Below are 17,832 nucleotides of genomic sequence, written 5' to 3' on the forward strand. Positions count from 1 at the left end.
ACGCCCACATCGACCAACGGGGCCGTGCGGCGCCAGCAAATCAGGTTTCCCTCGGTCAGCGGGGGTCATGTATGCTACGGCGCTTCCATGCTGTCGCATTCAGCCCGTTGCGCCGCCGTTTTCGCCAGGTCTCGCCCGGCATTTCCGCAGCCCGTCGCCGCTACGCGAACAGCCAGCCCCTATTCAACGCCAGTAGCCATGCACGAACAGTATCAGCCCCGCGAAATCGAAGCCGCCGCGCAGTCTCACTGGGACGCGCAGAAATCCTTTGAAGTGAGTGAACAGCCAGGCAAGGACACCTTCTATTGCCTGTCGATGTTCCCCTACCCCAGCGGCAAGCTGCACATGGGCCACGTGCGCAACTACACCATCGGTGACGTGATCGCCCGCTACCAGCGCATGCAGGGCAAGAACGTACTGCAGCCGATGGGCTGGGACGCGTTCGGCATGCCGGCCGAGAACGCGGCGATGAAGAACCGGGTCGCCCCCGCCAAGTGGACGTACGAAAACATCGACTACATGCGCACCCAGCTGAAAAGCCTCGGCCTGGCGGTCGACTGGACGCGTGAAGTCACCACCTGCAAGCCCGACTATTACCGCTGGGAACAGTGGCTGTTTACCCGCCTGTATGAAAAAGGCGTGATCTACCGCAAGAACGGTACCGTCAACTGGGACCCGGTCGACCAGACCGTGCTGGCCAACGAGCAGGTCATCGACGGCCGCGGCTGGCGCTCCGGCGCGCTGATCGAGAAGCGCGAAATCCCAATGTACTACTTCAAGATCACCGCGTACGCGGATGAACTCCTGGAGAGCCTCGACGAGCTGGACGGCTGGCCGGAGCAGGTCAAGACCATGCAGCGCAACTGGATCGGCAAGTCGCGCGGGATGGAGATCAGCTTCCCATACGATGTCGCCAGCATCGGCAGTGAAGGCGTGATGAAGGTGTTCACCACCCGTCCCGATACGCTGATGGGCGCGACCTATGTGGCCGTGGCCGCCGAGCACCCGCTGGCCACCCTTGCCGCGCAGGGCAACCCCGAGCTGCAAGCGTTCATCGACGAATGCAAGCGTGGTGGTGTCGCCGAAGCCGACATCGCCACCCAGGAAAAGAAAGGCCTCGCCACCACCCTGCGCGTGCTGCACCCGCTGACCGGCGAACTGCTGCCGGTATGGGTCGCCAATTACGTGCTGATGAATTACGGCGAAGGCGCGGTCATGGCCGTGCCTGCCCATGACGAGCGCGACTTCGCGTTCGCAACCAAGTACGACCTGCCGATCAAGCCGGTGGTGCGCACCAGTGCCGGCGACGAGACACCTGCCCCGTGGAACGATGCCTATGGCGAGCACGGTGAACTGATCAACTCCGGCGAATTCGACGGCCTGGACTTCGATGGCGCGTTCGATGCGATGGAAGTCGCGTTGCAGCACAAGGGCCTCGGCCAGGCGCGCACTCAGTTTCGCCTGCGTGACTGGGGCATCAGCCGTCAGCGTTATTGGGGTTGTCCGATCCCGATCATCCACTGCCCGACGTGCGGCGACGTACCCGTGCCGGAAGATCAACTGCCGGTGGTGCTGCCCGAAGACGTCGTGCCGGACGGCGCCGGCTCGCCACTGGCGCGCATGCCGGAATTCTACGACTGCAGCTGCCCCAGGTGCGCACAGCCGGCCAAGCGCGAAACCGACACCATGGACACCTTCGTCGAGTCGTCCTGGTACTTCGCCCGCTACGCCTCGCCGCATTACGAGCAGGGCATGGTCGATCCCGCTGCGGCCAATCACTGGTTGCCGGTGGACCAGTACATCGGCGGCATCGAACACGCGATCCTGCACCTGCTCTATGCCCGTTTTTTCCACAAGCTGATGCGCGACGAAGGACTGGTCAGCTCCAACGAGCCATTCAAGAATCTGCTCACCCAGGGCATGGTGATTGCCGACACCTACTACCGCACCCTGGAAAACGGCGGCAAGGACTGGTTCAACCCAGCCGATGTGATCGTCGAGCGTGATGCCAAGGCCAAGGTCATCGGCGCCAAGCTGGCCAGCGACGGGCAGCCGGTGGAAATCGGCGGCACCGAAAAGATGTCCAAGTCGAAAAACAACGGCGTCGACCCGCAGGCGATGATCGACAGCTACGGCGCCGACACCTGCCGTCTGTTCATGATGTTCGCCTCACCGCCGGACATGAGCCTGGAGTGGTCCGATTCCGGCGTCGAGGGCGCGAGCCGCTTCCTGCGCCGCGTCTGGCGCCTGGCCCACGCGCATGTCAGTGCCGGCACGGTCGGCACGCTCGATGTCGCCAGCCTCGATGACGAGCAGAAGGCGGTACGCCGCGCGATCCACCTGGCCATCAAGCAGGCCAGCCAGGACGTCGGCCAGCACCATAAATTCAACACCGCCATCGCTCAGGTCATGACGCTGATGAACGTGCTGGAGAAAGCCGCTACCACGGAGGAACAGGACCGCGCCTTGCTGCAGGAAGGCCTGGAAACCGTCGCCCTGCTGCTGGCACCGATCACGCCGCACATCTGTCACGCGCTGTGGAACAACCTGGGCCGCGAAGGCGCGATCATCGATGCGCGCTGGCCCGAGGTGGACGAAGCTGCGCTGGTGCAGGACAACCTCACGCTGGTCGTGCAGGTCAACGGCAAACTGCGCGGGCAGATCGAAGTGCCGGCCAGCGCCTCCCGCGAAGCAGTCGAAGCCAGTGCTCGGGCCAACGAGAACGTGGTGCGCTTCACCGAAGGCCTGACGATTCGCAAAGTCATCGTGGTGCCGGGCAAGCTCGTCAACATCGTCGCTAACTGATTCGTCTTGGCGCGGCGCGCCAAGGCTGGCAAGGGGATAACAAGATGATCAAACGCACTCTCATGGTGGCCGGCCTGGCTTTGCTGCTGAGCGCCTGCGGTTTTCAGCTGCGCGGTACGGGCGACACCAGCTTCGCGCTGCAGGAAATCGACCTTCAGGCCCGCAACAGTTATGGCGAGACCGCCAAGCAGCTCGAGGAGTTGCTCAAGGACAACGGCGTGCGGGTCTATCCGGGGGCGCGCTACACGCTCGATCTGGTCCGCGAGCAGAGCCGTCAGCGCACCGCCAGCTATACCACCTCGGCACGCAGCGCCGAGTACGAACTGTCCAGCGTGCTCGACTATGAGTTCCGCGGCCCGCAGAACACCGTTCTGCTGCAGGACAGCGTCGAGGTACGCAAAGTCTACGTGCACGACAGCAGCAACCTCATCGGTTCCGACCAGGAAGCCGGTCAGCTTCGCGATGAAATGCGTCGCGAACTTCTGCAGCAACTGAGCATGCGTATCCGCGGTATCACGCCGGCTCAGCTCGACGAGTTGCAGCAGACCGCCGAAGCGAGGAAGCGCGCGGAAACCGAGGCCATCGAGGCGCAGATGCGCGAACAGAGCCAGCGGCCGCTGCAGTCTCCGATCGAACTGCCCATCCAGTGATGAAGCGGGTAGCCACCACCCGGTGGCTACCGTGCCCGAATTCATGAAGCTTTCCCCCGCCCAACTCGCCAAGCACCTGCAAGGCCCGCTCGCACCGGTCTATGTCGTCAGTGGCGACGAGCACCTGCTTTGCCAGGAAGCCAGTGATGCCATCCGCGGCGCCTGCCGCCAGCAGGGTTTCGATGAGCGCCAAGTGTTCAACGTCGAGACCGGCTTCGATTGGGGGCAGCTCATCGAAGCCGGGGCGAGCCTTTCGCTGTTTGCCGAAAAACGCCTGTTGGAACTGCGCATTCCCAACGGCAAGCCTGGCGACAAAGGTGCCGCCGCGCTGATCGAATACCTCGCCCGCCCCGCCGAGGACACCGTGCTGCTGATCAGCCTGCCCAAGCTCGACGGCAACACGCAAAAGACCAAATGGGCCAAGGCGCTGATTGACGGCAAGCACGTACAGTTCCTGCAAATATGGCCGGTGGATGCGCAGCAGTTGCCACAGTGGATTCGTCAACGCCTGGCGCAAGCTGGCCTTGCCGCCGACCAGCACGCCCTGGAGCTGATTGCCGCACGCGTCGAGGGCAACCTGCTCGCAGCCGCGCAGGAAATCGAAAAGCTCAAGTTGCTGGCCGATGGCGGCCAGGTGACCGTCGAGACCGTGCACGCCGCCGTGGCCGACAGCGCCCGTTATGATGTATTCGGCCTGATCGATGCCGCGCTGCTGGGCCAGCCGGAGCACATCCTGCAGATGCTGACCGGTTTACGCGGTGAGGGCGTCGAGGCGCCCGTCATCCTCTGGGCTGTGGCGCGCGAGGTTCGCCAACTGGCCAATATCGCCCAGCAGTACGCCCAGGGCGTGCCGCTCGACCGGGCCTTCAGCCAGGCCCGCCCTCCCGTATGGGACAAACGCAAACCCTTGGTCAGCAAGGCGCTGCAACGCCACGACGCGACAGGCTGGCAGCGACTGCTGATGGACGCCCAACGCATCGACGAACAGATCAAAGGACAGGCCGAGGGCGATCCCTGGATCGGGTTGACGGATCTCTGCCTCCAACTGAGCGGACGGCGGGTCGGGCTGTAGCTAAGCACGCCCTTTCGCACGCCGACCTGCCCGCCAGCCAGCCAAAGCGTGCCGCTCGCGGCCATTCGCTCATGGACTGGACATTTTTTGCACAGCCATTAAGATGCCCTCGCCTGATCACCGGCAACCTGGAGGGTAGATGATGAGTAAGCAACGCAAACGGCCCAACAAGGCCAAGACCCTGGTCGCGCAACCCCTGTTCCGCAGCCGCCAGGAACAACCGAAAAAAGGTAAAGGCAGCTACCGACGCGAAGCCTCCCAGTCCACAAACTGGGAGGCTTCGGTCCTTCTGGCAGCTTGAAAAGCCAAGCAAATCAAAGCGTGTTAATGTCACATGCCGATGACTTGCCGAGAGTGGCGCATGCTTTACACCTTCGTTCCCATACTTCTGCTGCGTAGCCTGATTGCCGGGTCCGCCTTGAGCATCATGGTCGCTTGCGCCGCCGAGCCCGTGACGCCGGATACGCCTGTCCAGCACGCGCCAGCCAGCCCCGAGCGCAGTGCGAACGAGCCGCCCGAAGCCGCAGCGTCCCAACAAAGTTTCAGCGAATGGCGCGATGCGTTTCGTCGCGAGGCCCTTGAGGCCGGAATACCCGCGCCGGTATTCGACCGCGCCTTCGCGGGGGTCACGCCTGACCCCAGCATTATCACGGCCGACCGCAGTCAGCCGGAGTTCACCCGGCCGGTCTGGCAATACCTGGAAGGCGCGCTTTCGCAACAGCGGGTCGACGGCGGCCGCCAATTACTGAGCCGGCACAAGGCCACGCTGGACGATATCGAGCAGCGCTACGGGGTCGATCGCAATACCCTGGTCGCGATCTGGGGACTGGAAAGCAGCTTCGGTCAGATCATGGGCGACAAAGGCGTGATCCGCTCGCTCGCCACGCTGGCCTACGAAGGACGCCGCCCCGGTTTCGCTAAAAGCCAGTTGTTGGCAGCCCTGGAGATTCTTCACCGAGGCGATGTCAGCGCCGACCAACTGCGCGGCTCATGGGCCGGGGCCATGGGCCAGACACAGTTCATTCCGACCACCTACAACACCCACGCGGTGGACTTCGACGGCGATGGCCGCCGGGATATCTGGCACAGTTCGGCCGATGCACTGGCATCGGCCGCGCATTATCTGCAGGCATCGGGCTGGAAGCCCGGCCAGCCATGGGGCCTTGAGGTCACCCTGCCGAAAGGATTCGACTACGCGCTGGCCGATAGCAGCATCCGCAAACCGATGGCCGAGTGGCGCCGGCTCGGGCTGAGCGGGCTGCCGGCGGGCATGGATGAAGCAAGCGCCAGCCTGTTGCTTCCGGCAGGTTATCGTGGCCCTGCGTTTCTGGTGCTGGACAACTTCCGGGCCATACTGCGTTACAACAACTCATCGTCCTATGCGCTGGCGATCGGCCTGCTGTCCGAGCGCTTCGAAGGTGCTGGCAAGGTCCATGCGAGCTGGCCTCAGAGCGAACAGCCACTGAGCCGCTCCGAGCGACTCGAGTTGCAGGAGCGCCTGACGGGCCAGGGCTTCGATCCGGGCGCCGCAGACGGCATCATCGGTGCCAATACGCGCAGCGCCATTCGCAGCTTTCAGCAGCAACTGGGCTGGCCCGCCGATGGCCATCCCACGCAGGAGTTGCTCGGCCGGCTACGCGCGGAGCCGTAGCGCGCATGGCCGAACCATTCGGCCATGCTCTACCCTGAGCCCATCATCTCCGCAGGCGGTCACGCAGCGTCGCAGCCCAGCCTGGTCGGCTCCAGATAACCACGTGTAGCGCCGGTCGATCGTTCCGCCGCGCCACACCTCGGGCAAACCACCAGCGCGACGCCTGCCGCGGCGGGCTCGGCAACCGATTGCACGCCCCGCTCGGGGACTGAATGGTCAGCGCCTGTGATAAACTGCGCGGCGGCCACGAGCCGCCTCGTCCCGGAGCCTCTAGCGGAGCCCAGAAAGCCGATGTCCGATACCTCCCAGCCCGAAACCATTGCCAGCGGCGAAAAATTCCGCACCACTCAGGGCATCACCGCGATCAAGGACGGGCAGAAGCGCCGCGCCTCAAGCGAACCCCAGGTGTTCGAACCCAAGCCCAAGTGGCTGCGGGTCAAGGCGCCCAGCGGAAGCCGCTTCGAAGCGGTCAAGCGCAATGTCGGCGAACACCGGCTGAGCACCGTATGCCAGGAATCCCACTGCCCGAACATGGGCGAATGCTGGTCCAACGGTACCGCCACCATCATGCTGATGGGCTCGGTCTGCACCCGCGCATGCCGCTTTTGCGCGGTGGATACGGGCAATCCCAACGGCTGGCTGGATCAGGAGGAGCCACAGAACACCGCCAAGTCGGTGGAGCTGATGGCGCTGCGTTATATCGTGCTGACCTCGGTGGACCGCGACGATCTGGACGACGGCGGTGCCGCACACTACGCCGCCTGTGTGCGCGCCATCAAGGAGCGCACCCCCCAGGTGGTGGTGGAAGCGCTCACCCCGGACTTCGACGGCGACCTGCAAGCCATCGAGCGTGTAGCGGACTCTGGCCTGGAAGTCTTCGCGCAGAACGTCGAGACGGTCAAGCGCCTGACCCGCGAAGTGCGCGATCCCCGCGCCGGCTACGAGAAGACCCTGCGCGTGCTGGAGCACGCCAAACGCCATCGTCCTGAGATGCTGACCAAGACCAGCCTGATGCTGGGCCTGGGCGAAACCGACGAGGAAGTGCTACAGACCATGGATGACCTGCGCGCCATCGGCGTGGACATCCTCACCCTCGGCCAGTACTTGCAGCCGACCCGCAACCACCTGCCGGTCAAACGCTGGGTCAGCCCGGAAGAATTCAACCGTTTCCGCGATATCGGTCTAGAAAAGGGCTTTATGGAAGTTGCCGCCGGCCCGCTGGTGCGCTCCAGCTACCGAGCCGATCGGGTGTTCGAGAAGAACAACCTGGGGCTGGCCGCGCCGGTGCCGGTGCCGGGCCAGCCATTCGAGAGCAGCCTGATTCCGACCCTCAATCTGAGCTGATCGGGCCGAACAGCGCCTGCTCCTAGGCTTCGCCTGCGGGCAGGCGTTTTCGTATCCGCCACGCCCCGCTCACACGGGATGAGCCAGCGTATGGCTTAGCCGTCGATTGCGCCTGTCAGCGTCTGTTGCTGCGCGTAGCCGAGGTGTTTGGCCAGCTGGTCACGCAGGCGGGCACTGACCTCGGAAAACGCTATCGGCCCAGCGATCAGGTCGGCCAACTGAGTCATTTGCAGCCCTGCGTAGCCGCAAGGGTTGATCCGCCTGAACGGCTCCAGATCCATATCCACATTGAGCGCCAGGCCATGGAACGACCGCCCGTTGCGGATTCGTAGGCCGAGCGACGCGATCTTCGCGCCGTTAACATAGACGCCAGGCGCGTCGGCTTTGGCCAAGGCCTGCACATCGTAGCTGGCAAGCAGATCGATCAGGCTTTGTTCGATACGGCTGACCAGTTCGCGCACGCCGATGCCCAACCGCCTGACATCCAGCATCAGATAACACACCAGTTGCCCTGGACCGTGGTAGGTCACCTGCCCGCCCCGATCAGCCTGGACCACCGGGATGTCGCCAGGCAACAGCAAATGCTCGGCCTTGCCGGCCTGCCCCTGGGTAAACACGGGCGGATGCTGCAGCAGCCAGATTTCATCGTCGGTGGTCGGCAAACGCTCATTGGTAAAGCGCTGCATGGCCTGCCAGGCCGTTTGATACTCCACCAGCCCAAGCTCGCGAATGCCGAGCATAACCACGCTCATTTTCGAGTTCTCATCAGAGAACCATATGCACGCGTCCGGTCGCGCGCAGATCGACGTGGATCGCCTGCAGTTGCTCGACACTGGTCGCTGTGATCAGCACCTGCACGGAGAGGAAGCGCCCGTTACGGCTGTCGCGCGTCACCAGCGTGGTCTCGTCGAAATTCGGCGCGTGTCGCCGAATCACTTCCACCACTGCCTGGCTGAAGCCCTCGCCCGCGTCACCGATCACCTTGATCGGATAGCGATCGCAAGGAAATTCTATTTTCGGCGGTGGTGTTTCGCTTTTGCTTTCGGTCATGGGACGGACTCGTGATCCGCAAGCGCGCCCGGCGGATAGCCAGAGCGCGCTCCACAGGTATCAGTTGAAGAGATTGAAGAAGAACAGCTGAATGCTATCCCAGAAACGGCGGAACAGCCCACCTTCTTCCACGCCTTGCAGGGCGATCAGGTCGGTGCTGTGCAGCACCTGGCCGTCGAGCGTGACCTCGACCTTACCCACCACGTCGCCCTGCTGGATCGGCGCGGTCAATTCGGGATTGAAGCTCAGACCAGCCTGCAGCTTGTCCATCTGCCCACGCGGAAGGGTCAGGGTCAGATCGTTCGCCAGCCCGGCGCTGACCTGGTCCTGCTGGCCTTTCCAGACCCGCGATTTGGCCAGCTCGACACCCTTCTGGTAGAAGGTCCGCGTCTCGAAGAAGCGGAAGCCGTAGGTCAGCAGTTTCTGGGTTTCAGCGGCGCGCGCCTGCTCACTGTCGGTGCCGAACACGACGCTGACCAGGCGCATGCCGTCGCGCACCGCCGAAGCGACCAGGCAGTACCCGGCCTCTTCCGTATGACCGGTTTTCAGGCCGTCGACGGTCTTGTCACGCCATAGCAGCAGGTTGCGGTTGGGCTGTTTGATGTTGTTCCAGAAGAACTCCTTCTGGGCATAGATGCCGTAATGCGCCGGATCTTCGTAGATGATCGCGCGGGCCAGCTTGGCCATGTCGGTCGCGGAGGAGTAATGCTCCGGATGCGGCAGGCCGGTCGCGTTCATGAAGTGGGTGTTGCTCAGGCCCAACCGTTGGGCGGTGCTGTTCATCAGATCGGCGAAGGCTTCTTCGCTACCGGCGATATGCTCCGCCATCGCCACGCTGGCGTCATTGCCGGACTGGATGATGATGCCGTGCAGCAGGTCGTCGACCGATACCTGGGTGTTGACCTGGATGAACATCCGCGAGCCGCCGGTACGCCAGGCTTTTTCACTGACGGTGACCATGTCGCTTTCGGAAATCTGGCCCTTCTTGATCTCCAGCGTGGCGATGTAGGCCGTCATCAATTTGGTCAGGCTGGCCGGCGGCAGGCGCTCGTCGCCTGCGCTCTCGACCAGCACCTTGCCGCTGGCGGCATCCATCAGGACGTAGGATTTGGCCGCCAGCTGCGGCGGTGACGGAATGATCGGCTCGGCCCAGGCTACCGGCGCTACGACCAGCACGGTTAGGAGAAACAGGCGATGCACGAAAGTGGTGATAGTCATTGCTCTCTCAGAAAATTGATGTTGGCGGGTTGGATGTTGATCGGCTTTCTATTGCGCACCGGTATGACGAGCTAATCGCCGGTCACACGCCGCGGGTTCCCCAGGTTGGCGAGACGAACGCTCTGTTCGAGTTGCGCCACTTCATCCGCCGAGGCAATCGGCCCGAGGCGTACCCGGTGAAGGACCTGCTCCTGATGAACCACGGAGCTGACGAAAACCGGCGCGGCGGTCATGCTGCTGAGCTTGTCTCGCAGCAGTTGGGCGGCGTCCGGGTTGGCAAACGCGCCCACCTGAAGAAACACCCCTGACTGGCCGGCCGCCGCCTTGTCACGCCCATCGACCTGGACCGGCAGAGTCGCCCCCGCATGTTGCGCCGGGGGCGGCGCGTATTGTTCGACCGGCTGTGAATACCCCGTGCCGGCAGGTGTGCGGGTGACCTTCTGCGGCTGCGCGAGCACCATGGGCGGCTGCTGACCACGCTCGGCCCACCACTGCTCGGGGTCGATGCCTTCGACCTTCACCCTTGCCGTCCCGGACTCCGCATAACCCAGTTTCTTCGCCGCGGCAAAGGACAGGTCGATGATCCGGTCCGAATAGAACGGGCCGCGATCATTGACGCGCAACACCACCGTCTTGTCGTTATCGAGATTGGTCACCCGGACGTAGCTGGGCAGCGGCAACGTCTTGTGGGCCGCGCTCATGCCGTACAGGTCGTACTTTTCACCATTGGCGGTCGGCTGGCCGTGGAACTTGGTCCCATACCAGGACGCCGTACCGGTCGCACGATAGTTGCGGCCATCGCCGATCGGATAGTAAGTCTTGCCCAGAACCGTGTAAGGGTTGGCCTTGAACGGCCCGTTATGCGGCGTAGGCGTCGCATCGGGAATGCCCGAAACGTCGACGTCCCACCAAGGCGCGCCGTCCTTGTGCGGGCGCGAATAGTCCGCCGGACCGCTGATGCCCGGGGTCGGGGTCGGGGTCGCAGCAGGCGATTTCGGCGGAGGCGATGAGGCGCAACCCGCCACGAGCGTAACGACGGCGGCTGCCGCCAACAAACGGACCATCATTGCGCGCCCCGCGCCTGGGCCAGTTGCTCAGCGAGCTGGTGCACCGCCATGGCATACATCACACTACGGTTGTAGCGCGTGATGACGTAGAAATTCGGCAGGCCCACCCAGTATTCATCACCTTCGGCGCCATCCAGACGAAAGGCAGTCACCGCGGTGTCGTCCGCCATCTCGGTTTCGGTCTGCCACTGCCAGCCCAGCTCACGCAACTGCGCGGCATTCTTGACCGGCTCCAGCCCCTCGGTCAGCCCTTCGCCGTGGCGCTCTCCACTGACCGTGGCCCGCGCCACCACCGGAGCACCGGCCACCCAGCCGTGCTGTTTGAAATAGTTGGCCGCGCTCCCGATGGCATCGACCGGGTTCTTCCAGATATCGATGTGGCCGTCGTCATCGAAGTCCACGGCGTAAGCGCGAAAGCTGCTCGGCATGAACTGCGGCAGGCCCATCGCACCGGCATAGGAACCGGTCAGCGCCAGCGGGTCGACCTGCTCCTCGCGTGCCAGCAACAGGAATTCCTTGAGTTGCTGACGAAAGAACGGCTGGCGCGGCGGATAATCGAAGCCCAGGGTGGACAGCGCGTCGATCACGCGATAGCTGCCGGTGTTGCGACCATAGAACGTCTCGACGCCGATGATCGCGACGATGACTTCGGCCGGCACGCCGTATTCCTGCTCGGCACGTGTCAACGCTGCCTCGTTTTCCCGCCAGAAATCGACACCCTGCGCGATCCGGGAGTCGGTGATGAAGATGGGCCGGTATTCCTTCCATGGCTTGACGCGCTCGGCCGGCCTGGAAATGGCGTCGAGAATCGCCTGTTTGCGCTCCGCCTGGCCCAGCATCTCGACCAGCTGCTCGCTGGCGAACCCGTAATCGTGTGTCATCTCACGGACGAACTCGGCGATTTTCTCGCCCTGGTAGTCCGCGGCGAACGCCACCGGAGCACCGAACACACCGAAACATCCCGCTCCGCAGAGCACTCGCGCCAACCAGCCACGTCGTAATGGATTCAAGAAATTCACTCTGATCAACTTAGACCTGTGCGATCCACTTGCGATGGGTGTGGATCGACATCAAAACCCCGAACCCTGATAGCAGGGTCACCAATGAAGTGCCACCAAAACTGATAAAGGGCAACGGCACCCCTACGACCGGCAGCAGCCCGCTGACCATACCGATATTGATGAAAACGTAAACGAAGAACGTCATGGTAAGCGCACCGGCCAGCAGCTTGCCGAACAGGGTCTGCGCCTGGACCGTGATGACCAGCCCCCGTGCAATCAACAGCAGATACACCAGCAACAGCAGGCAGACGCCAACCAGGCCGAACTCCTCCGCCAGAACCGCAATGATAAAGTCCGTATGGCTTTCGGGCAAAAAATCCAGATGCGACTGGGTGCCCTGCAGCCAACCCTTGCCGAACACCCCGCCCGAGCCGATCGCCGCTTTCGACTGGATGATGTTCCATCCGGTGCCCAGGGGATCGCTTTCCGGGTCGAGAAAGGTATGCACACGCTGCTTCTGGTAGTTGTGCAGGACGAAGTACCACATGCCCACCGCGATCGGCACCAGGGCGGCGACAGCGCCCAGCACCCAGCGCCAGCGCAACCCGGCAATGAACAGCACGAAGGCGCCGGAAACCAGTACCAGCAACGAAGTGCCCAGATCCGGCTGCTTGAGGATCAGTACGAAGGGCGTCAGGATCAAGCCCAGGCTGACCATGGTGTGCTTGATGCCCGGGGGCAGCGCGCGCGCGGACAGATACCAGGCGATGGTCATCGGCATGATGATCTTCATGAACTCGGATGGCTGGAAACGAATCACGCCGGGAATGCTGATCCAGCGGGTCGCGCCCATCGCCGTATAGCCAACGAACTCCACCGCGACCAGCAGCGCGACGACGGCCAGATAACCGAGCGGAACCCAGCGAGCCATGAACCTCGGCTCCAGCTGAGCGATGACCAGCATGGCGCCCAGGCCGATCCCGTAGGACGTCGCCTGCTTGATCAGCAAGTCCCAGTTCTTGCCACCGGCCGAGTAAAGAACGAACAGGCTGCCAGCGGCCAGCAGCAGCAAGATCAGCAGCAGCACGCCGTCGATATGCATGCGCTGCAGCAGCGTCGCGCGGCGGCGCATCACATCGGATGTCGAGAGCGTACGGTCGAATGTCCCGCTCATGGTCTGGGCCTCTCGGCAGTCAGCGGTTGCGCATATTCGGCCTTTAGCTCGCCCGCCTCGTTCAGCAACCAGGCGTCCATGACCTGTTTGGCGACCGGTGCCGCGACGCCGGAGCCGGACTCACCGTTCTCGACCATGACCGCCACTGCGATCTGCGGGTCATGCACCGGAGCGAAGGCCACGAACAGGGCATGGTCACGGTGGCGCTCGGCAAGCTTGCCGCTGTCGTATCGTTCGCCCTGCTTGATGGCGACCACTTGCGCGGTACCGCTCTTGCCCGCGATGCGATAGACGGCCGTATCGCCAACCTTCTTGGCGGTGCCGCGCGCGCCGTGAAGCACCTTTTCCATGCCGCTGATGGCCGCATCCCAGTAGTGCGGATCGCGCAGCTCGATATCGGGCAGCGGTTCGGGATCGACGGGGGCGGCACCTTCGATGCTCTTCGCCAGATGCGGCCGTATCCACTTGCCGCGCGTCGCCATCAGCGCCGTCGCCTGAGCCAACTGCAGCGGCGTCGCCTGCATGTAGCCCTGTCCGATGCCGAGGATGACGGTCTCGCCCGGGTACCACGACTGGCGATAGCGCGCACGCTTCCATTCCCTCGAAGGCATCAGGCCGGCGGTTTCCTCGAACATATCCATGGCCACACGCTGGCCGATCCCGAAGCGGGTCATGTACTCGTGCATCCGGTCGATGCCCATCTTGTGGGCCAGGTCGTAGAAGTAGGTATCGTTCGACCGCAGGATCGCGGTTTCCAGGTCCACCCAGCCGTCGCCGCCCCGGTTCCAGTTGCGGTACTTGTGCTTCACGTTCGGCAACTGGAAGAAGCCGGGATCGAACACTCGGCTGTCTTCGGTGACGACGCCGGTGTCAAGGCCGGCGACGGCCATCATCGGCTTGATGGTCGAGCCCGGCGGGTACAGGCCGCGCAGCACGCGGTTGAACAACGGCTGGTCGATCGAATCGCGCAATTCCCCGTACGCCTTGAAGCTGATGCCGGTGACGAAGAGGTTAGGATCGAAGCTCGGTTGACTGACCATCGCCAGCACTTCGCCCGTGCTCGGCTGCAACGCCACGACCGCACCCCGACGCCCGCCAAGCGCGGCCTCGGCCGCTTCCTGCAGGTCGAGGTCAAGCGTCAGCGTGATGTCCTTGCCAGGAATCGGGTCGGTGCGCTTGAGCACCCGCAACACGCGCCCACGCGCGTTGGTTTCGACTTCTTCGTAGCCCACCTGGCCATGCAACGAATCCTCGTAGAAGCGCTCGATGCCGGTCTTGCCGATATGGTGCGTGCCGCTGTAGTTGACCGGGTCGAGTTGCTTGAGCTCCGCCTCGTTGATGCGCCCGACATAGCCGACCGAATGCGCGAAGTGCTTGCCCTGCGGATAGTGCCGAACCAGCTGTGCCGCGACCTCGACGCCCGGCAGCCGAAACTGGTCAACCGCGATGCGCGCGATCTGTTCCTCTGACAGCTCATACATGATCGGTACCGGTTCGAATGGCCGGCGCCCCTGCAGGACGCGCTTCTCGAACAGCTCGCGCTCTTCGCTCGACAGCCCCAACACCTCGACCACGGTATCGAGCGTCTTGCGCCAGTCCTCGGCACGCTCGCGGGTCACCGTCAGGCTGAAGCTCGGGCGGTTGTCCGCGATGATCTTGCCCGTCCTGTCGAAGATCAGCCCGCGATTCGGCGGAATGGGCTGGACATGGACACGGTTGTTCTCCGACAGCGTGGAGTGGTGCTGGTATTGCACAACCTGAAGGTAATACAGACGAGCAATCAACACGCCGATGAGCAGCAACACCATCGCTGCGCCCACGAACACGCGCTGACGCACCAATCGGGCGTCCTTTTCGTGGTCCTTGAGGGGAATCGGCTGGGACATCTTGTGTTCGGCTGTACTACTTGTGGTAAGGGTGACCCGACAGCAACGTCCAGGCGCGATAGATCTGTTCGCCGATGAGAATGCGCACCAGCGGGTGAGGCAAGGTCAGCGGCGACAGCGACCAGCGTTGCTCGCTGCGCGCGCAGACCTCCGGCGCCAGCCCTTCCGGCCCGCCCACCATCAGGTTGACGTTGCGCGCATCGAGCCGCCAGCGCTCCAGCTCGGCGGCCAGTTGCTCGGTGCTCCACGGCCGTCCTGTCACTTCCAGGGTGACGATCCGCTCGCCGGGCTGCACCTTCGCCAGCATGGCCTCGCCTTCCTGACGAATCAACCGCGCCACGTCGGCATTCTTGCCGCGCGTGTTGAGCGATACCTCATGCAACTCCAGCGGCAGCTCGGCAGGCAGACGCTTGGCGTATTCCTGCCAACCGTCCTCGACCCAACGCGGCATCTTCGAACCCACCGCAATCAGCTTGATCCGCACGCAGCGTGCCCTATTCCTGCTCGCCTGCGTGTTGCGCGCGGCTCTGCTCCGCGCCCTGCCAGAGGCGCTCGAGGTCGTAGAACTGACGCGTCGGCACCTGCATGACGTGGACCACCACATCCCCCAGGTCGAGCAGCGCCCATTCGCCGCCATCGAGTCCTTCGCTGCCGATCGGGCGAACCCCCTGCTCCTTGACCTTCTCGAGCACGTTGTCGGCCAACGACTTCACATGACGGCTGGAGGTACCGCTGGCGATCACCATGAAATCGGTGACGCTGGTCTTGCCGCGCACATCGATAGTGGTAATGTCGGTGCCTTTGAGATCTTCCAGGGCGCTAACGGCCAGTTGGACCAACGAATCATTTTGCATAGTTTGAAACAACCTCAGTTCGACGCCCGGTAGAGTCCGTGCGCGTTGATATAAGCCAGTACGGCGTCGGGAACCAGAAAACGGACCGACCGGCCGCTGGCCAGAAATTGACGAATTCGCGTCGCTGACACCTCGAGGGGCGCCTGCCAGACGAAGGCGATCTGCCCGCTGTCGCCGGCAAGCGTCAACGGATCGTTCACGCTGCGTGCCGCCAACAGATTGCGCAGCGCTTCCGGCGCTTCACTGTCGGCATCCGGCCGCTGCATGACAAGGATGTGGCAGTACTGCAGCAGCTCTTCCCAGCGATGCCAGCTGGGCAACCCACAAAAGGCATCCCAGCCGACGATGAGGAACAGCTGATCATGTGAGTCCAGCTCGTCACGCAAGGAAACCAGCGTGTCGAGGGTATACGACGGTTTGTCCCGCTCCAGCTCGCGGGCGTCGACCGACAGCGGCGCCAAGTCCTCGACGGCCAACCGGACCATGGCCAGGCGGTGCTGTGCGCTGCTGCTGGGTGTTTCACGATGAGGCGGACGGAAGTTCGGAACCAGCCGAACCTCGTCGAGCCCGAGGGTCTCGGCCACTTCCAGCGCCCCTCGCAGGTGTCCGATGTGCACCGGATCGAAGGTGCCACCGAGAACGCCGATGCGACGAGGCGTGCCAGTCGCGCTCATCAAGTCCGCACGTGGCCGTCGCCGAAGACCACATATTTCTCGCTGGTCAGTCCCTCCAGGCCAACCGGTCCGCGCGCGTGCAGCTTATCGGTGGAGATGCCGATTTCAGCACCCAGGCCGTACTCGAATCCATCCGCGAAACGCGTCGAGGCGTTGACCATCACCGACGCCGAGTCGACCTCGGTGATGAAGCGGCGCGCATCGGTGAAGTTTTCGGTCACGATGGCATCGGTATGCTGCGAACCGTAGCGATTGATGTGGTTGATCGCCGCGCCAAGAGAGTCGACCACCCGGATCGACAGGATCGGCGCGTTGTATTCGGTGGACCAGTCGTCCTCGCTGGCCGCCAGCACGTCGCCGCCGAGCAGCTCGCAGGTCTGCGGACAACCCCGCAACTCAACGCCCTTGTCGCGGTAGATGGCAGCCAGCGGAGGCAGCACGCGCGCAGCGATGGCCTCGTGCACCAGTAGCGTTTCCATGGTGTTGCACGGCGCGTAGCGCTGGGTCTTGGCGTTGTCGGCGATCCGAACCGCCTTGTCGATATCGGCTGCGTGATCGATGTACACATGGCAGATGCCGTCCAGGTGCTTGATCACCGGCACCCTGGCATCGCGGCTGATGCGCTCGATAAGCCCCTTGCCGCCGCGCGGCACAATGACGTCGACGTATTCAGGCATCGTGATCAGCGCGCCGACGGCGGCCCTGTCGGTCGTCTCGACAACTTGCACCGCTGCCGCCGGCAGTTCGGCCTCGGCGAGCCCCAACTGGATGCAGCGGGCGATCGCCTGGTTCGAGTGAATCGCTTCCGAGCCGCCACGCAGGATGGTGGCATTGCCGGATTTCAGGCAAAGACTCGCCGCATCGATGGTCACGTTCGGCCGCGATTCGTAGATGATGCCGACCACGCCAAGCGGCACGCGCATCTTGCCGACCTGAATGCCGGACGGGAGGAAGCGCATGTCGCGGATTTCACCGATCGGATCGGGCAGGCTTGCAACCTGGCGCAGCCCCTCGATCATGTCATCGATACGTGCCGGGGTCAGGGCCAGGCGATCGAGCATGGCCTCATCCAGGCCATTGGCACGACCCGCCGCCAGGTCCTGGCGGTTGGCGACCACCAGTTCCTCGCGCGCCGCGTCGAGCGCGGCAGCGGCTGCGTGCAGCGCCCGGTTCTTCTGCGCGGTGGTGGCACGCGCGAGCACGCGCGATGCCTCGCGCGCGGCGCGACCGAGGCGGGTCATGTAGTCGAGTACGGACTCGGTCATGGTCTGGCTGGCCTGACTGAAGGGAAAGCGACTGATTATAGCCACCCACGCGCCTTACGCACAGCGGCGCCGGGCGAATGGCTGTAAAGCAGCGACATAAACAAACATTGCAACCTGCCCG

The 17,832-nt window shown here is 63.6% G+C and carries 17 protein-coding genes; 6 read left to right on the plus strand and 11 right to left on the minus strand.

The window, feature by feature from the left end:
* Window positions 1-198 precede the first annotated feature (198 nt).
* The 6 genes from leuS (at window position 199) to lipA (ending at window position 7,522) form a co-directional block, all read left to right on the plus strand.
* The gene (gene leuS / locus GQA94_RS00580; protein WP_158186230.1) at window positions 199-2,805 is read left to right on the plus strand and encodes a leucine--tRNA ligase; all 2,607 of its coding nucleotides are present in this window, start codon (window positions 199-201) and stop codon (window positions 2,803-2,805) included.
* A gap of 44 nt (window positions 2,806-2,849) precedes the next feature.
* Window positions 2,850-3,455, plus strand: coding sequence for an LPS assembly lipoprotein LptE (gene lptE / locus GQA94_RS00585; protein WP_158186231.1), 606 nt, complete (start codon window positions 2,850-2,852; stop codon window positions 3,453-3,455).
* A 43-nt stretch (window positions 3,456-3,498) separates the two neighbouring features.
* Window positions 3,499-4,527, plus strand: a complete 1,029-nt coding sequence (gene holA / locus GQA94_RS00590) for a DNA polymerase III subunit delta (RefSeq protein ID WP_158186232.1) — start codon at window positions 3,499-3,501, stop codon at window positions 4,525-4,527.
* Between the two features lie 142 nt (window positions 4,528-4,669).
* A complete protein-coding gene (gene arfA, locus GQA94_RS00595) occupies window positions 4,670-4,828 on the plus strand; it encodes an alternative ribosome rescue factor ArfA (RefSeq protein WP_158186233.1) in 159 nt (52 codons plus the stop codon).
* A 60-nt stretch (window positions 4,829-4,888) separates the two neighbouring features.
* Window positions 4,889-6,178 carry a lytic murein transglycosylase gene (locus tag GQA94_RS00600; RefSeq protein WP_158186234.1) on the plus strand — a complete coding sequence of 430 codons (1,290 nt, stop codon included), beginning with the start codon at window positions 4,889-4,891 and terminating at the stop codon, window positions 6,176-6,178.
* Window positions 6,179-6,469: 291 nt separating this feature from the next.
* Window positions 6,470-7,522, plus strand: coding sequence for a lipoyl synthase (gene lipA / locus GQA94_RS00605; protein WP_158186235.1), 1,053 nt, complete (start codon window positions 6,470-6,472; stop codon window positions 7,520-7,522).
* 95 nt (window positions 7,523-7,617) lie between these two features.
* On the opposite strand, the gene lipB is transcribed toward lipA, so the two are convergent.
* From lipB to GQA94_RS00660, 11 genes are all read right to left on the minus strand, one after another.
* Entirely contained in the window at window positions 7,618-8,274 is a 657-nt protein-coding gene (gene lipB / locus GQA94_RS00610) for a lipoyl(octanoyl) transferase LipB (protein WP_158186236.1), read from the minus strand.
* 13 nt (window positions 8,275-8,287) lie between these two features.
* Entirely contained in the window at window positions 8,288-8,572 is a 285-nt protein-coding gene (locus GQA94_RS00615; protein WP_158186237.1) for a DUF493 domain-containing protein, read from the minus strand.
* Between the two features lie 60 nt (window positions 8,573-8,632).
* Window positions 8,633-9,790 carry a D-alanyl-D-alanine carboxypeptidase family protein gene (locus tag GQA94_RS00620; RefSeq protein ID WP_158186238.1) on the minus strand — a complete coding sequence of 386 codons (1,158 nt, stop codon included), beginning with the start codon at window positions 9,788-9,790 and terminating at the stop codon, window positions 8,633-8,635.
* Window positions 9,791-9,861: 71 nt separating this feature from the next.
* The gene (locus tag GQA94_RS00625; RefSeq protein ID WP_158186239.1) at window positions 9,862-10,857 is read right to left on the minus strand and encodes a septal ring lytic transglycosylase RlpA family protein; all 996 of its coding nucleotides are present in this window, start codon (window positions 10,855-10,857) and stop codon (window positions 9,862-9,864) included.
* Entirely contained in the window at window positions 10,854-11,738 is an 885-nt protein-coding gene (gene mltB, locus GQA94_RS00630; RefSeq protein ID WP_233270238.1) for a lytic murein transglycosylase B, read from the minus strand. Before mltB ends, GQA94_RS00625 begins: the two co-directional genes overlap by 4 nt.
* A gap of 148 nt (window positions 11,739-11,886) precedes the next feature.
* Window positions 11,887-13,032 carry a rod shape-determining protein RodA gene (gene rodA / locus GQA94_RS00635; protein ID WP_158186241.1) on the minus strand — a complete coding sequence of 382 codons (1,146 nt, stop codon included), beginning with the start codon at window positions 13,030-13,032 and terminating at the stop codon, window positions 11,887-11,889.
* Window positions 13,029-14,918, minus strand: a complete 1,890-nt coding sequence (gene mrdA, locus GQA94_RS00640; protein ID WP_158186242.1) for a penicillin-binding protein 2 — start codon at window positions 14,916-14,918, stop codon at window positions 13,029-13,031. The genes rodA and mrdA overlap by 4 nt, the downstream gene beginning before the upstream one ends.
* A gap of 16 nt (window positions 14,919-14,934) precedes the next feature.
* Window positions 14,935-15,402, minus strand: coding sequence for a 23S rRNA (pseudouridine(1915)-N(3))-methyltransferase RlmH (rlmH, locus tag GQA94_RS00645; RefSeq protein ID WP_158186243.1), 468 nt, complete (start codon window positions 15,400-15,402; stop codon window positions 14,935-14,937).
* A 10-nt stretch (window positions 15,403-15,412) separates the two neighbouring features.
* Complete coding sequence (rsfS, locus tag GQA94_RS00650) at window positions 15,413-15,772, minus strand: ribosome silencing factor (RefSeq protein WP_158186244.1); 360 nt, start codon at window positions 15,770-15,772, stop codon at window positions 15,413-15,415.
* Between the two features lie 14 nt (window positions 15,773-15,786).
* Window positions 15,787-16,446: a nicotinate-nucleotide adenylyltransferase gene (gene nadD, locus GQA94_RS00655; RefSeq protein WP_158186245.1), complete on the minus strand. Its 660-nt coding sequence runs from the start codon at window positions 16,444-16,446 to the stop codon at window positions 15,787-15,789.
* Window positions 16,446-17,711, minus strand: a complete 1,266-nt coding sequence (locus GQA94_RS00660) for a glutamate-5-semialdehyde dehydrogenase (protein WP_158189988.1) — start codon at window positions 17,709-17,711, stop codon at window positions 16,446-16,448. The genes nadD and GQA94_RS00660 overlap by 1 nt, the downstream gene beginning before the upstream one ends.
* Between the last annotated feature and the right edge of the window lie 121 nt (window positions 17,712-17,832).

This window comes from Stutzerimonas stutzeri (assembly GCF_009789555.1).
Taxonomy (GTDB): domain Bacteria; phylum Pseudomonadota; class Gammaproteobacteria; order Pseudomonadales; family Pseudomonadaceae; genus Stutzerimonas; species Stutzerimonas stutzeri_R.

What these genes read in the sequence shown, in the direction of transcription:
- mrdA (WP_158186242.1), bottom strand. Translation starts at nt 14,918, where the DNA reads ATGTCCCAGCCGATTCCCCTCAAGGACCACGAAAAGGACGCCCGATTG.
- rsfS (WP_158186244.1), bottom strand. Translation starts at nt 15,772, where the DNA reads ATGCAAAATGATTCGTTGGTCCAACTGGCCGTTAGCGCCCTGGAAGAT.
- lipB (WP_158186236.1), bottom strand. Translation starts at nt 8,274, where the DNA reads ATGAGCGTGGTTATGCTCGGCATTCGCGAGCTTGGGCTGGTGGAGTAT.
- GQA94_RS00615 (WP_158186237.1), bottom strand. Translation starts at nt 8,572, where the DNA reads ATGACCGAAAGCAAAAGCGAAACACCACCGCCGAAAATAGAATTTCCT.
- rodA (WP_158186241.1), bottom strand. Translation starts at nt 13,032, where the DNA reads ATGAGCGGGACATTCGACCGTACGCTCTCGACATCCGATGTGATGCGC.
- lptE (WP_158186231.1), top strand. Translation starts at nt 2,850, where the DNA reads ATGATCAAACGCACTCTCATGGTGGCCGGCCTGGCTTTGCTGCTGAGC.
- GQA94_RS00600 (WP_158186234.1), top strand. Translation starts at nt 4,889, where the DNA reads ATGCTTTACACCTTCGTTCCCATACTTCTGCTGCGTAGCCTGATTGCC.
- holA (WP_158186232.1), top strand. Translation starts at nt 3,499, where the DNA reads ATGAAGCTTTCCCCCGCCCAACTCGCCAAGCACCTGCAAGGCCCGCTC.
- GQA94_RS00660 (WP_158189988.1), bottom strand. Translation starts at nt 17,711, where the DNA reads ATGACCGAGTCCGTACTCGACTACATGACCCGCCTCGGTCGCGCCGCG.
- GQA94_RS00625 (WP_158186239.1), bottom strand. Translation starts at nt 10,857, where the DNA reads ATGATGGTCCGTTTGTTGGCGGCAGCCGCCGTCGTTACGCTCGTGGCG.
- lipA (WP_158186235.1), top strand. Translation starts at nt 6,470, where the DNA reads ATGTCCGATACCTCCCAGCCCGAAACCATTGCCAGCGGCGAAAAATTC.
- nadD (WP_158186245.1), bottom strand. Translation starts at nt 16,446, where the DNA reads ATGAGCGCGACTGGCACGCCTCGTCGCATCGGCGTTCTCGGTGGCACC.
- leuS (WP_158186230.1), top strand. Translation starts at nt 199, where the DNA reads ATGCACGAACAGTATCAGCCCCGCGAAATCGAAGCCGCCGCGCAGTCT.
- arfA (WP_158186233.1), top strand. Translation starts at nt 4,670, where the DNA reads ATGAGTAAGCAACGCAAACGGCCCAACAAGGCCAAGACCCTGGTCGCG.
- GQA94_RS00620 (WP_158186238.1), bottom strand. Translation starts at nt 9,790, where the DNA reads ATGACTATCACCACTTTCGTGCATCGCCTGTTTCTCCTAACCGTGCTG.
- mltB (WP_233270238.1), bottom strand. Translation starts at nt 11,738, where the DNA reads ATGACACACGATTACGGGTTCGCCAGCGAGCAGCTGGTCGAGATGCTG.